This window comes from Pseudomonas mandelii, assembly GCF_006438925.1.
GTDB classification, from domain to species: domain Bacteria; phylum Pseudomonadota; class Gammaproteobacteria; order Pseudomonadales; family Pseudomonadaceae; genus Aquipseudomonas; species Aquipseudomonas mandelii_C.
Window position 1 is genome coordinate 292,651 of the sequence record NZ_RCZA01000004.1, and the last position, 12,971, is coordinate 305,621.

General features: G+C 57.0%; 12 protein-coding genes. 7 read left to right on the forward strand and 5 right to left on the reverse strand.

Annotation, left to right across the window (positions count from 1 at the left end):
• Positions 1-24 precede the first annotated feature (24 nt).
• Entirely contained in the window at positions 25-1,383 is a 1,359-nt protein-coding gene (gene gorA / locus EAH74_RS11415; RefSeq protein ID WP_140678370.1) for a glutathione-disulfide reductase, read from the forward strand.
• On the opposite strand, the gene EAH74_RS11420 is transcribed toward gorA, so the two are convergent.
• Complete coding sequence (locus tag EAH74_RS11420) at positions 1,380-2,399, reverse strand: DNA-binding protein (RefSeq protein ID WP_140678372.1); 1,020 nt, start codon at positions 2,397-2,399, stop codon at positions 1,380-1,382. The two genes, gorA and EAH74_RS11420, sit on opposite strands and share 4 nt — an antisense overlap.
• A 178-nt stretch (positions 2,400-2,577) precedes the next feature.
• Between EAH74_RS11420 and EAH74_RS11425 the strand changes: the two genes are divergently transcribed.
• The 3 genes from EAH74_RS11425 (at position 2,578) to ahpF (ending at position 5,930) form a co-directional block, all read left to right on the forward strand.
• Positions 2,578-3,522 carry a site-specific integrase gene (locus EAH74_RS11425; protein ID WP_140678374.1) on the forward strand — a complete coding sequence of 315 codons (945 nt, stop codon included), beginning with the start codon at positions 2,578-2,580 and terminating at the stop codon, positions 3,520-3,522.
• Between the two features lie 145 nt (positions 3,523-3,667).
• Positions 3,668-4,231, forward strand: a complete 564-nt coding sequence (gene ahpC, locus EAH74_RS11430) for an alkyl hydroperoxide reductase subunit C (RefSeq protein ID WP_010460707.1) — start codon at positions 3,668-3,670, stop codon at positions 4,229-4,231.
• 136 nt (positions 4,232-4,367) lie between these two features.
• A complete protein-coding gene (gene ahpF, locus EAH74_RS11435; RefSeq protein ID WP_140678376.1) occupies positions 4,368-5,930 on the forward strand; it encodes an alkyl hydroperoxide reductase subunit F in 1,563 nt (520 codons plus the stop codon).
• A 143-nt stretch (positions 5,931-6,073) separates the two neighbouring features.
• On the opposite strand, the gene gloA is transcribed toward ahpF, so the two are convergent.
• The gene (gene gloA, locus EAH74_RS11440; protein ID WP_046054068.1) at positions 6,074-6,595 is read right to left on the reverse strand and encodes a lactoylglutathione lyase; all 522 of its coding nucleotides are present in this window, start codon (positions 6,593-6,595) and stop codon (positions 6,074-6,076) included.
• A 145-nt stretch (positions 6,596-6,740) separates the two neighbouring features.
• Between gloA and EAH74_RS11445 the strand changes: the two genes are divergently transcribed.
• The gene (locus tag EAH74_RS11445) at positions 6,741-7,265 is read left to right on the forward strand and encodes a DUF4946 domain-containing protein (protein ID WP_140678378.1); all 525 of its coding nucleotides are present in this window, start codon (positions 6,741-6,743) and stop codon (positions 7,263-7,265) included.
• A gap of 176 nt (positions 7,266-7,441) precedes the next feature.
• Here EAH74_RS11445 and EAH74_RS11450 read toward each other — a convergent pair whose 3' ends face one another.
• The 3 genes from EAH74_RS11450 to EAH74_RS11460 form a co-directional block, all read right to left on the reverse strand.
• The gene (locus EAH74_RS11450; protein WP_140678380.1) at positions 7,442-7,807 is read right to left on the reverse strand and encodes a histone-like nucleoid-structuring protein, MvaT/MvaU family; all 366 of its coding nucleotides are present in this window, start codon (positions 7,805-7,807) and stop codon (positions 7,442-7,444) included.
• A 233-nt stretch (positions 7,808-8,040) separates the two neighbouring features.
• The gene (locus tag EAH74_RS11455; RefSeq protein ID WP_140678382.1) at positions 8,041-9,576 is read right to left on the reverse strand and encodes an EAL domain-containing protein; all 1,536 of its coding nucleotides are present in this window, start codon (positions 9,574-9,576) and stop codon (positions 8,041-8,043) included.
• Between the two features lie 112 nt (positions 9,577-9,688).
• Positions 9,689-10,561: a LysR family transcriptional regulator gene (locus EAH74_RS11460; protein ID WP_140678384.1), complete on the reverse strand. Its 873-nt coding sequence runs from the start codon at positions 10,559-10,561 to the stop codon at positions 9,689-9,691.
• 79 nt (positions 10,562-10,640) lie between these two features.
• Here EAH74_RS11460 and EAH74_RS11465 point away from each other — a divergent pair, with 79 nt between their 5' ends.
• The gene (locus tag EAH74_RS11465; RefSeq protein WP_140678386.1) at positions 10,641-11,585 is read left to right on the forward strand and encodes a DMT family transporter; all 945 of its coding nucleotides are present in this window, start codon (positions 10,641-10,643) and stop codon (positions 11,583-11,585) included.
• A gap of 252 nt (positions 11,586-11,837) precedes the next feature.
• Complete coding sequence (hppD, locus tag EAH74_RS11470) at positions 11,838-12,914, forward strand: 4-hydroxyphenylpyruvate dioxygenase (RefSeq protein WP_008155142.1); 1,077 nt, start codon at positions 11,838-11,840, stop codon at positions 12,912-12,914.
• The last annotated feature ends 57 nt before the right edge of the window (positions 12,915-12,971 follow it).

The window sequence follows — 12,971 nt, forward strand, 5'->3', positions numbered from 1 at the left end:
TGTGGACTGCCGAGGAGATTGAAAATGGCCTACGATTTTGACCTTTATGTGATTGGCGCCGGTTCCGGCGGTGTGCGGGCTGCGCGTTTTGCTGCCGGTTTTGGTGCGAAAGTGGCTGTGGCCGAGAGCCGCTACCTGGGTGGCACTTGTGTGAATGTCGGCTGTGTGCCGAAGAAGCTGCTGGTCTACGGCGCACACTTCGCCGAAGACTTCGAGCAGTCGCAAGGTTTTGGCTGGACGCCGGGCGAAGCAAAGTTCGACTGGGCGACGCTGATTGCCAACAAGGATCGCGAGATCAATCGCCTGAACGGTATCTATCGCAATCTGCTGGTTAACAGTGGTGTGACCTTGCATGAAGGCCACGCCAAAATCGTTGATCCGCACCAGGTCGAGATCAATGGCGAGCGCTACACCGCCAAAAACATCCTGATTGCTACCGGCGGATGGCCGCAGATTCCGGAGATTCCGGGGCATGAACATGCAATCAGTTCTAACCAGGCGTTCTTCCTCAAAGAGCTGCCCAAGCGCGTTCTGGTTGTAGGCGGTGGTTACATCGCCGTTGAATTCGCCGGGATCTTCCACGGTCTGGGCGCCGACACCACGCTGCTTTATCGCGGTGAGCTGTTCCTGCGCGGCTTCGACGGTGCAGTGCGCAAACACCTGCAGGAAGAGCTGACAAAGCGCGGCATGGACCTGCAATTCAACGCCGACATCGAGCGTATCGATAAGCAGTCCGATGGCAGCCTGAAGGTGACCCTCAAGGACGGCCGTGAGCTGGAAGCGGATTGTGTGTTCTACGCCACCGGTCGACGTCCGATGCTCGACAATCTTGGGCTGGAAAACACAGGGGTCAAACTCGACAAGAAAGGTTTCGTCGAGGTCGACGAGCAGTATCAGACGGCTGAGCCGTCGATCCTGGCGCTTGGCGATGTGATCGGTCGGGTTCAGCTGACGCCGGTGGCGTTGGCGGAGGGCATGGCCGTGGCGCGACGTTTGTTCAAGCCTGAGCAGTATCGCCCGGTCGATTACAAGATGATCCCGACCGCGGTCTTCAGCTTGCCAAACATCGGCACGGTCGGTTTCACCGAGGAAGAAGCCCGGGAGGCCGGTCACGATGTGGTGATCTTCGAAAGCCGCTTCCGTCCAATGAAACTGACCCTGACCGAATGCCAGGAGCGCACCCTGATGAAACTGGTGGTGGACGCCAAGACCGACAAGGTTCTGGGCTGTCACATGGTCGGTCCGGAGGCTGGGGAAATTGTGCAGGGCCTGGCGATCGCCTTGAAGGCGGGTGCTACCAAGCGCGATTTCGATGAAACCATCGGCGTGCACCCAACTGCCGCCGAAGAGTTCGTCACCATGCGCACGCCGGTCGCAGGTTAATCGTCCTTTTGGGGCTCTGATGCGTCTGGCGCTGTCGCAATGACGGCCGCCAGGCGCACGCTCTCATCGAGGCTCGCCTGAGTCTTGAGCAACTCAATTTCCAACACTTTGTTTATCTGCGACTGCTCGTCGACGCTCTGTTTCAACGACTGACTTTCTAGCAGGGCTGCGCGCAAACGTTCCTGGAGGAGGGTGCGTTCGCTGTCGATACGGTTGACCTGTTCCAGCAACTGATCCTGTCGAGCGTTGGTTTGCTTGAGTTGATCCTGCAGCAGGCTCAGCTCTCTCAGGGTGCCACGGTTCTCTGTCAACAAGCGCTCGTTGTCGCGGTGCAGTTGCGTGATCTCATCCTGGCGCACCAATGCGCTTTGCTGGGCCTGGCGCAATTCCATCTGAATCTGCTGCACCTGGCTTTCGTGGCGGCGTTGTTCCTGCTCGCGCTGTTCTTTGACAGCGTTGCGATAATGTTCCAGGGCATCGCGAGCGTGCAGGTGCTTTTCTTCCAATGAGCGGATCTGCTCATCCTTGTCTTGCAAGCGTAATTCGAAATCGGCCAGCGCCTGGTTCAGTCCGGCGTTGCGGGTTTGCTCGGTCTGCAGCATGGCGCTGGTTTCTTGCAGTGCCTCGGACTCTTGAGTCAGTGCCAGGCTTTGTATCTCGTACTGCTGATGCAATTCGCCATTGGCTTGTTGAGCTTCCTTCAGCTGTATTTCCAACTCTTTTCGCTGCTGATCGAACTGCGTGCGTGCCTGGTCTATGGGTTCTTGCGCCTGTTCCTTGAGGCGTTGTGCCAGGCGTGAGACCAAACCTGCCAGCTCATCATCAATGGGTTCTGGCGGCACTTCGGCGCGCTCGGTGCCGTCATCCAGCTCCTTCAAATAGCGATGAATCGTGGTTTTCGAGCCCGTGTTGCCCATTTCGATCCGTACCGCATCAATGCTTGGGTTTTCGCCGCGAGCCAAAATTGCCAAGCGTGCTGCCTGGACCACTGCTTTATTTACACCGCCACGAGCCATGAGTTCTCCTACGATTTCGTACTGTGGTACATGCCACTTAAGTACACAATGTACCACGCTAACGTAAAACTTAAAATACGTTAGGTGCTCATGCGGGATATACTGGTATTACCCCGTGTGATGAGCCCTGTGGCGCGTTTTCACCCGCCAAAGCGGTACGTTTTAGAGAGTTGAGCCCATGACTGAGCTGGATCGTTATCTGCAAGCCGCCACCCGCGACAACACCCGTCGCAGCTACCGGGCGGCTATCGAGCATTTCGAAGTCAGTTGGGGCGGCTTCCTGCCGGCGACCAGCGACAGCGTGGCGCGCTACCTCGTCGCTCATGCGGGTGTGCTGTCGATCAATACTTTGAAGTTGCGTTTGTCAGCACTTGCGCAATGGCACAACAGTCAGGGTTTTCCCGACCCCACCAAGGCGCCGGTGGTGCGCAAGGTCTTCAAGGGCATTCGCGCGCTACACCCGGCTCAAGAAAAACAGGCCGAGCCTTTACAGCTTCAACATCTGGAGCGAGTGGTTGCCTGGTTGGAGCAAGAAGCGCAAACCGCAAAATCTGAACGCGATCAACCGGCTCTATTGCGGGCCAGGCGCGACAGGGCGCTGATCCTGTTGGGCTTCTGGCGCGGTTTTCGTAGCGATGAGTTGTGCCGGTTACAGATCGAGCACGTGCAAGCGGCTGCAGGCTCAGGCATCACGCTCTATTTGCCGCGAACCAAGAGTGACCGCGAAAACCTCGGCAAGACTTACCAGACGCCAGCGTTGCAGCGCCTGTGCCCTGTGCAGGCGTACATCGACTGGATCACCGAAGCCGGGCTGGTCCGTGGGCCGGTATTCAGGGGCATCGACCGCTGGGGCCACCTGAGCGAGGAGGGCCTGCACGCCAACAGCGTGATCCCGTTACTGCGCCAAGCGCTGGAGCGCGCCGGCATCCCGGCCGAGCACTACACCAGTCACTCATTGCGGCGCGGCTTTGCGACTTGGGCCCATCAGAGCGGGTGGGACTTGAAGTCGTTGATGAGTTACGTGGGCTGGAAGGATATGAAGTCCGCCATGCGCTATGTTGAAGCCAGCCCGTTTCTCGGGATGACACCGCTCGCGGAAAAAACCATTGGCGCTGCTAAGTAAGTTTTCTTCTATTAATACGATCGGCTAATAGCGAAAACCAATGAGCAGCATGAGCTTTGCCAATGAGCCATCCGGCAATCGCGTCGGTAGGATTCACTCCATCAACTTCTCAACCAAACTTTTCAACCCTGACGGAGAGTCATCGATGCCTATCATCAACAGCCAAGTTAAACCGTTCAAAGCTGACGCCTTCAAAAATGGCGACTTCGTAAAAGTGTCGGACGCTGACCTGAAAGGCAAATGGTCTGTCGTATTCTTCTACCCAGCCGACTTCACCTTCGTTTGCCCGACCGAACTGGAAGACCTGGCTGACAACTACGACGCGTTCCAGAAGTTGGGCGTCGAGATCTACAGCGTTTCCACCGATACCCACTTTGCTCACGCTGCCTGGCACAACACTTCGCCAGCCATCGGCAAGATCCAGTACACCATGATCGGCGACCCGACCCACGCCATCTCCCGCAACTTCGACGTGCTGATCGAAGACGCTGGCCTGGCTGACCGTGGCACCTTCGTGATCAACCCTGAAGGCCAGATCAAAATCGTTGAATTGAACGATGGCGGCGTTGGCCGTGACGCTTCCGAGCTGCTGCGCAAAATCAAGGCTGCTCAGTACGTCGCTGCTCACCCAGGCCAGGTTTGCCCAGCCAAGTGGAAAGAAGGCGAGGCCACTCTGGCTCCGTCCCTGGACCTGGTCGGCAAGATCTAAGTCTGTGGATCGCATCATCAGGGCGGGTTTCCGCACCTAAGTAAGCTGCAACCGCCCAATAAAAACGCCCGGGCGAGATTCGCTCGGGCGTTTTTTTTCGAATTCACTCCCTATTAAAAGCATGGAAATCGCCCGTATGTTGGACGCCAATCTTAAAGCCCAGTTGAAGTCATACCTGGAACGGGTCACCCAGCCGATCGAGATCATTGCTTCCCTCGACGACGGTGCGAAATCCCAGGAAATGCTCGCACTTCTGAAAGACGTTGCCAGTCTTTCTACCCAAATTACCTTGCTCGACAACGGTGACGATGCCCGTAAACCATCGTTCTCGATCAACCGCCCGGGTGCTGATATCAGCCTGCGTTTCGCCGGCATCCCGATGGGCCACGAATTCACATCCCTGGTGCTGGCCTTGCTGCAAGTCGGCGGCCACCCTTCGAAGGCCAGCGTTGAAGTGATCGAACAGATCCGCTCGCTCAAAGGCGAGTTCAACTTCGAGACTTACTTCTCGCTGTCCTGCCAGAACTGCCCGGACGTGGTCCAGGCATTGAACCTGATGGCCGTGCTTAACCCGAACATCCGCCACGTCGCCATTGACGGCGCGCTGTTCCAGGCCGAAGTCGATGACCGTCAGATCATGGCCGTGCCAAGCGTTTACCTGAACGGTGTGAACTTCGGCCAGGGCCGTATGGGCCTGGAAGAAATCCTCGCCAAGATCGACACCAGCGGCATCGAGCGTCAGGCCGAGAAGATCAGCGCCAAAGAAGCCTTCGACGTACTGGTCGTCGGCGGTGGCCCGGCCGGTGCTTCGGCCGCGATCTACGCCGCCCGTAAAGGCATTCGTACCGGCGTGGCGGCTGAACGTTTTGGTGGGCAGGTGCTCGACACCATGGCCATCGAGAACTTTATCTCCGTGCAGGAAACCGAAGGGCCGAAACTGGCTGTGGCGCTGGAAGAACACGTCAAGCAATACGACGTCGACATCATGAACCTGCAACGCGCCGACAAGTTGGTGCCGGGCAAGAATGGCGAGTTGCACGAAGTTCACTTCGCCAGCGGCGCGACCCTGAAAGCCAAGACGGTGATCCTGGCGACCGGTGCGCGGTGGCGTGAAATGAACGTCCCGGGTGAGCAGCAATACCGCAACAAAGGCGTGGCGTACTGCCCGCACTGCGACGGTCCGCTGTTCAAAGGCAAGCGCGTGGCGGTGATAGGCGGCGGTAACTCCGGCGTCGAAGCAGCCATCGACCTGGCGGGTATCGTGTCCCACGTAACGCTGCTGGAGTTCGACATACAGCTGCGCGCCGATGCGGTCTTGCAGCGCAAATTGCACAGCTTGCCGAACGTCACCGTCATCACCAGTGCGCAAACCACTGAAGTGTTGGGCGACGGTCAGAAGGTCAACGGCCTGCGCTACAAGGATCGTCAGTCGGACGAGTTGCGTACCGTCGAGCTGGAAGGGATCTTCGTGCAGATCGGTTTGCTGCCCAACACCGACTGGCTCAAAGGCACCATCGAGCTGTCGCCTCGCGGCGAGATCATCGTCGATGCCCGCGGTGAAACGTCGATGCCGGGTGTGTTCGCTGCCGGTGATGTGACCACCGTGCCGTACAAGCAGATCGTGATTGCGGTGGGTGAGGGCGCCAAGGCTTCCTTGAGCGCATTCGATCACTTGATCCGTACCTCGGCTCCGGCATAAAACCCCGACGCTGAAAACACAAAAACCCCATGAGCGATCATGGGGTTTTTTGTAGGCGGATCAAAAGATCGCAGGCTTCGCCAGCTCCTACAAAAGCCAGGTCAGGCTCGATTCTGTAGGAGCTGCCGCAGGCTGCGATCTTTTTACAGCGGTGCTGGCTGAATGATCTCGACCCAGTAGGCATCCGGATCCTTGATGAACGCCAGGCTCTTCATGCGGCCGTCATTCAGTCGTTTCTGGAAATCGCAGCCCAGCGCTTCGAAGCGCTCGCACGCAGCGACGATATCCGGCACCGAGATGCAGATGTGGCCAAAACCGCGCGGGTCGGTGTTGCCGTTGTGGTAAGCGAAATCCGCGTCGTTCTCGGTGCCGTGGTTGTGGGTCAGCTCGAGAATGCCGGGGATCGACTTCATCCATTCAGTGCGGGCAGCAGCGTCGGCCGGGATCTGGTTTTTATCGACCAGCGCCAGGAAGTACAGGCTGAACTCGGCTTCCGGGAAGTCGCGTTTTTCCACCAGCGAGAAACCCAAAATGCGCGTGTAGAAATCCAGGGACTTGGTGATGTCCTTGACCCGCAGCATGGTGTGGTTGAAGACGAACTTCTGGGTGGCGGTGTCAGGTTGGGCTGTCACGCCTGGGAAGGTGTTCAATTCGTGCAGGCTCATGGGCCCTCCGGAAAATAAGTGGGGCTAACGAATGGCGACAATGATACGCAAGGGCTCTGACATCACCAAACCCAAACAGTCGGCTATTGCCTGACAGACGGGCGAGGCTCAGACTTTACGGTTCAATCCGTGAGTGTTCATTGCAATGATTCGTTTCTGTAAATCGATGTTCGTCCTGATCTGCGTGCTTTCAGGTGTTAACAGCGCTCACGCAGATGAGCCAATCATGACCTGGCCCAGCGGTTGGGAGGTCGAAGCCGTCCCGCAAGATGACGCCAATACCCAGGTGTCCCACCAGCGTGCGGTGAAAAACGATCAGGGCGGCACGCCTGTGATGGTGATGGAATTGACCATGACTCAGGTGGAAAGTGGTCATCAGGTGAATCTGCAAGGCGTGTTGCTGGAGATGCGCAAGTCGGTGCAGAAGGACTTCTTTCAAGGCGGTTATCAAAGTGTCTGCAACAAGATCCACCCGACGACGTTGAGCCGCTTATCAGCGCTGGAAACTACCTGCACGATCACGCAGAACGGAAGGCATGTGCTCTCTCAAACATTGGTTGCCGCCGTGGATGGCGATAAGGCCTATGTTCTTTCCTACGCGGGGCAGGCAGAGGTTTATAAGGCAAGTCAGGATGAAATAGAGGCAGCCCGTAACAGCTTGAAACTTTAGTTAAAGATTTCAATGGCTGCCGGTTTCAGCGCACTCGGAAATTTTTAGATACCAAAGGGATTAAGCACAAAGTTATTCAACAAGTAGCGAGTTGATCGACGCCAATCGTTGCATTTAGAAGGCGTCCATGAAAAAGCCCTGCATTGGCAGGGCTTTATTTTTGTCACCGCGAGTGCTTAGCCACGCAGCCAGGAATCAACGGTAGCCGCACCGTATTGTTCCTTCCAGGCTTTCAGGCCGCGGTGGTTGCCACCCTTGGTTTCAATCAGTTCACCGGTGTGCGGGTTCTGATAAACCTTGACCACGCGAGCGCGGCGGGTTTTAGGCGCTGCTGCCTGTTGCAGACCGGATTTTGCCGGGTTCGGATCGAGAATGGCGACGATGTCGCGCAGGCTCTTGCCGTAGGTTTTCATCAGCCCCTGGAGCTTTTCTTCGAATTCGATTTCTTTCTTGAGCCCGGCATCATTCTTCAGGGTTTCCAGCTGCTTGAGCTGCTCTTGAAGGGCCTTTTCAGCTGCACGAAATTCAGCGAGTCTGGACAATATCTTTACTCCAATAGTGTGTTTGGCTGATACCAACCGCAAACAAAGCTATAAGCCAAGAGCCTTGAAGCGACCCGGTGATAATGGCTCACCTGCCAATCTAGCGCAGGCATGAAAAATTGTAGTAGTTAATTGGCCAAGAGTAAATCCTGTCTTTTTCTTCATGTAACAACAGTAGTCTTTTGATTCAAATTGGTGCGCGATCTCCTTGTCTCGTCGCTTAGTGCCGCTAGTTAATGGTGACTTAATGCGTTAATGAAGTCCGCGCCGGGCATTGGCCGGCCGAACAGATAACCTTGCAAGAAGTTCACGCCGCGGGCGGTCAGATAATCACTTTGCTCAGTGGTTTCCACGCCTTCGGCGACGATACCCAGATCAAGCTTGGCCGAGAGTTCGATGATGGTGTCCAGGATATGCCGTGAGAGGGCGTCAACGCCGATCATGGCGACAAAACTCTGGTCGATTTTCAGGAAGTCCACATTGAACTGACGCAGGTAACCCAGGCTTGAGTGACCAGTGCCGAAGTCATCGATCGCGATCATCACGCCCAGCGCGTGAAGCTGTTCGAACAGTTGGTGGGTGATGGTCGTGGGCTCGATGAGTTCGCGCTCGGTGAGTTCCAGCACCAGGCTGACGGCACCCGGTTCGAAGGCCGCGAGGAATTGACGGCAATCCTCGACCAGTTCCAGGTCCTTGCAGTGGCTGGCGGTAATGTTGATGCCGATGTGAAAAGCGCCCTCGAAGGAGGATGAAACAGGCGCCAACCATTCGGCGGTCTGCTGCATCAATGAGCGGGTCATCGGCACGATCAGCCCGGAGTGTTCGGCAAACGGAATGAACAGCTCCGGGCGCACCAGACCTTCCTTTGGATGATTCCAACGCATCAGTACCTCGGCGCCGGACCACTTCTTGTTATCGCCATGCACCACAGGCTGAAAGTACGGAATGAACTCTGCAGCTTCCAGGGCGCGCCGCATTTCATTGCTCGGTGCTGACGAGCGTTTTTGCACAAAGTGCCCGATCACGCCGGAAATCACACCGAAGAAGATCAGCAAGCTGAACAGCGGCGGATACTCACTGCTCATAAAGCGCCAGGTTTCGCCTTCGGGAAATCCGGCCGCCACCGAAAAGGCGTAACGCGAGGATTCCAGTCTGGTTTGCGCCACCGCAAAGGCAGGCACGGCACCTTCATGAAATTTGCCATCGGCGGACAACCAATGGGGGCCGACTTGCAGTAGCAGCACTGTCTTGCGACCGATTAGCCGCAGTACGTTGGTCAGGTGATACCCGTCCAGGGTGCTCATCGCGCCCTGTTTTTCTTTGCTGAGCCGATACACAAGCAATGCGGTATCGGGCGTAACCGGGTTGCCTTTCATCAGCAACAATGCGCCTTTGCTGTAGTCGCCGGAAACGCTCGCTTCCTGAACGTCACCGAACAAAGAGCTGCAGTAAATGGTGTTGTCCCACAGCAGATTGGTCGAGCGCACGAACGGCCGGCGGGTGACCTGTTCGCGTAAGGCCAGTTTGACGTCGTTGCAGTTTTGACCGGCCAGCGGCAGCAATTCGCGGGCGGCCTGGGCGGTGTTGTCGAGCATCAATTCGAATTGGCGAATGGCTTCTTCGGCCGTCTGTTCAGTGCTTTGCTTGAGCGCACGCTCAGCTTGCATATAAAGAATGGCTAACCCCAACAACACCGGGAGTAATCCGCTCAGTAGCGTCACCGCCATCCTGATGCCGCGTTTGCGGCGGGTTTTGACGTTCAGTGGCATTTGCGAAACCTGTCACGATGAAATAGGGCTCTCAAATGCTGGCAGGACCGGACGCCTTCCAAAAAGAGTTGAGGTAGAGGCCATGATAGTTGGCCCTCGGTAAGTGTGCCGCTCAGCGGTAGTTCAGACCCTCGGCCAATTTGATAAAAGCCAGCGCCGCAGGGGATGACTGGCGCTGGTCGAGCACTGCCAGACCGACCTGACGGGCGACCGGTGGCGACAGTGGTTTTTTCACGTAGCGACTGTCGCGGTCGGCGGGCAATGAGCTTTCGGCGACGACCGTCAGCGCGTCGCCTCGGCCAACGGTGTCCAGCGTGCTCAGTAACTGTGAGCAGCGATAACGGATGTTCGGTGTCAGCCGTGCAGCACTGAATAACTGCGATACCAGTTCCGACGAGCCGGCCTCGGTCAAGACAAAGGGGTCGTGACACAAATCGCTCAAGCTCAGGCTGTCGCGGCGGGCCAGCGGATGATCGACGGGCAGCAGCGCGACCATCTGGTCTTCTATCAGCGCAAAGGTGTCGAACCGTTCCTCGGGCAACACCACGAAGCCGATGTCGATACGCCGCTCCTCCAGCCACTGGATCACCTGCCGGTCCGGGCCTTCGTCAATGTGGACCTCGATGCCCGGGTGAGCCGCGCGGTAGTGCTGCAGGATCAGCGGCAGCAGTTTGATCGATGAGGTGGGGCCAAACGAGCCGATGCGCAACGTGCCGCGCTTCATACCGCGCGCATCCGCTGCTTCCTGGCGCAAGGTGTTGGCCAGACCCAGCATCGCCCGGGCGCGCAGCAAAAGCTGTTGGCCGATGTCACTGAGTTCGACCCGGGATTGATGTCGGCGCAGCAGCTCGACGCCCAATTCCTGTTCCAGCGACTTGAGGGCATGAGAGACCGCGGATTGGGAAATCCCCAAGCGATTGGCTGCCGCCGTAAAACCTTGAAGCTCGGCGACCAGAGAAAATATCTCCAGTTGGGTAAGGGTCATGAGTGTTTACTCATTTTACGATGAGAAGGCATTAGTCGAATGATACGTCATCTCCCCCGATTTCTCGTTCTGGAAACCTATGACGACCTGTGAGCAGAGCCTGTCCAACCCTTCGGATGTCCCGGTTTATCTGAAACTGGCTGCCGTCACGATGATCTGGGGCGGCACCTTTGTCGCTGGACGGTTTCTGGCCGACAGCCTCAGCCCCTTGTTTGCCGCCAGCCTGCGATTCTTGCTGGCCAGCGTGGCGTTGCTGGTGTTTCTGCTACTGGCCCGCGTGCCTCTCGCAAGGCCCAGCCCCCGGCAATGGCTGCAATTGGCGCTGCTGGGTTTTTTCGGGATCTTTTTCTACAACCTGTGCTTCTTTTATGGGCTGCACTACATCAATGCCTCACGGGCTTCATTGATCGTGGCGTTGAACCCTGCTGTGATCGGGCTCGCGTCATGGCTGTTGTTCAAGGAACACTTGAGTCGAGCAAAAGTTTTCGGAATCGTGATCTGCATTGTCGGGGCGAGCCTGGTGATCGTCAGCCGTAACCCACAATTGTTGGCCGGCAATCCCGACGCCTGGATCGGCGATCTGTTGATCTTTGGCTGTGTGCTTGGCTGGGGCGTTTATTCGCTGTTCTCCAAAGACCTGAATCAAACCCTGGGCCCGGTGCAAACGGTGACGTACTCGATTCTGTTGGGCACGCTGATGCTGTGGGTGGCCAGTGCTGTTCGCGGTGAGTTGAGTATTGCTGCACTTGCCAGCCTCGGAGCAACGCAATGGATCAGCCTGATGTACCTGGGCGTTTTGGGTTCGGCGCTGGCCTATATCGGCTATTACGACGGCATTCGCAAAATCGGCGCGACGCGTTCAGGCGTGTTCATTGCCCTGAACCCGCTGACTGCGGTGATCCTCGGTGCGCTGTTGTTAGGCGAGCAGTTGACCCTGGCGATGTGCCTGGGAGGAGGGCTGATCCTCGCGGGGATTTTCCTGTGCAACAAACCCCTTGCGCGAGCAGGGAAAAAGGGGATTTGATACAGAAGGCGGACAAACCTAGTTACGCTGTGTAGAATCGGTTTACGCATATAAGAATAATCGTCTTCTGGCAGCAGAAGCCTCGCCCGCAAGAGCCTTGGGTCGACAATGAAGAGTTTTGGGTTTCAATTGATCTACGGTGACTTCCTCGCCCGCAGCGTGCGGGGCATCTCCTGCGCGCCACCCGCCGGTCTCAGCATTGCTAGCAACTAACGAACCGTTAATTGACAAGAAAATGATGAGGCGCCAACCATGGCAGATTTATACGAAAACCCAATGGGCCTGATGGGCTTTGAATTCATCGAATTCGCATCGCCAACCCCGAACACCCTGGAGCCGATCTTCGAGATCATGGGCTTCACCAAGGTCGCGACCCACCGTTCCAAAGACGTGCACCTGTATCGCCAGGGCCAGATCAACCTGATCCTCAATAACGAACCTCACAGCGTTGCTTCTTACTTCGCGGCCGAGCACGGTCCGTCGGTGTGCGGTATGGCGTTCCGCGTCAAGAATGCCCAGCAGGCGTTTGCCCGGGCTCAGGAACTGGGCGCCCAGCCGATTCACATCGAAACCGGCCCGATGGAGCTGAACCTGCCCGCGATCAAGGGCATCGGCGGCGCGCCGCTGTACCTGATCGACCGTTTCGGCGAAGGCAGTTCGATCTACGACATCGACTTCGTGTTCATCGAAGGCGTTGACCGCAACCCGGTCGGAGCCGGCCTGAAGATCATCGACCATCTGACCCATAACGTGTATCGCGGTCGCATGGCCTACTGGGCCAACTTCTACGAGAAGCTATTTAACTTCCGCGAGATCCGTTACTTCGACATCAAGGGCGAATACACCGGCCTGACCTCCAAGGCCATGACCGCGCCGGACGGCATGATCCGCATCCCGCTGAACGAAGAATCGTCCAAGGGCGCCGGGCAGATCGAAGAGTTCCTGATGCAGTTCAACGGCGAGGGCATCCAGCACGTTGCCTTCCTCAGCGATGACCTGATCAAAACCTGGGATCACCTGAAAAGCATCGGCATGCGCTTTATGACCGCGCCGCCGGAAACCTATTACGAAATGCTCGAAGGTCGTTTGCCGAACCACGGTGAGCCGGTTGATCAACTGCAATCGCGCGGCATTCTGCTGGACGGTTCGTCCGAGTCGGGCGACAAGCGTCTGCTGTTGCAGATCTTCTCGGAAACCCTGATGGGCCCGGTGTTCTTCGAATTCATCCAGCGTAAAGGCGACGACGGTTTCGGCGAAGGCAACTTCAAGGCGCTGTTCGAATCCATCGAGCGCGACCAGGTTCGTCGTGGTGTGCTCTCCACCGACTAAGCCGTTTCAGATGTAAAAAAAAGCCCGGTCAGCAGCAATGCAGGCCGGGCTTTTTAA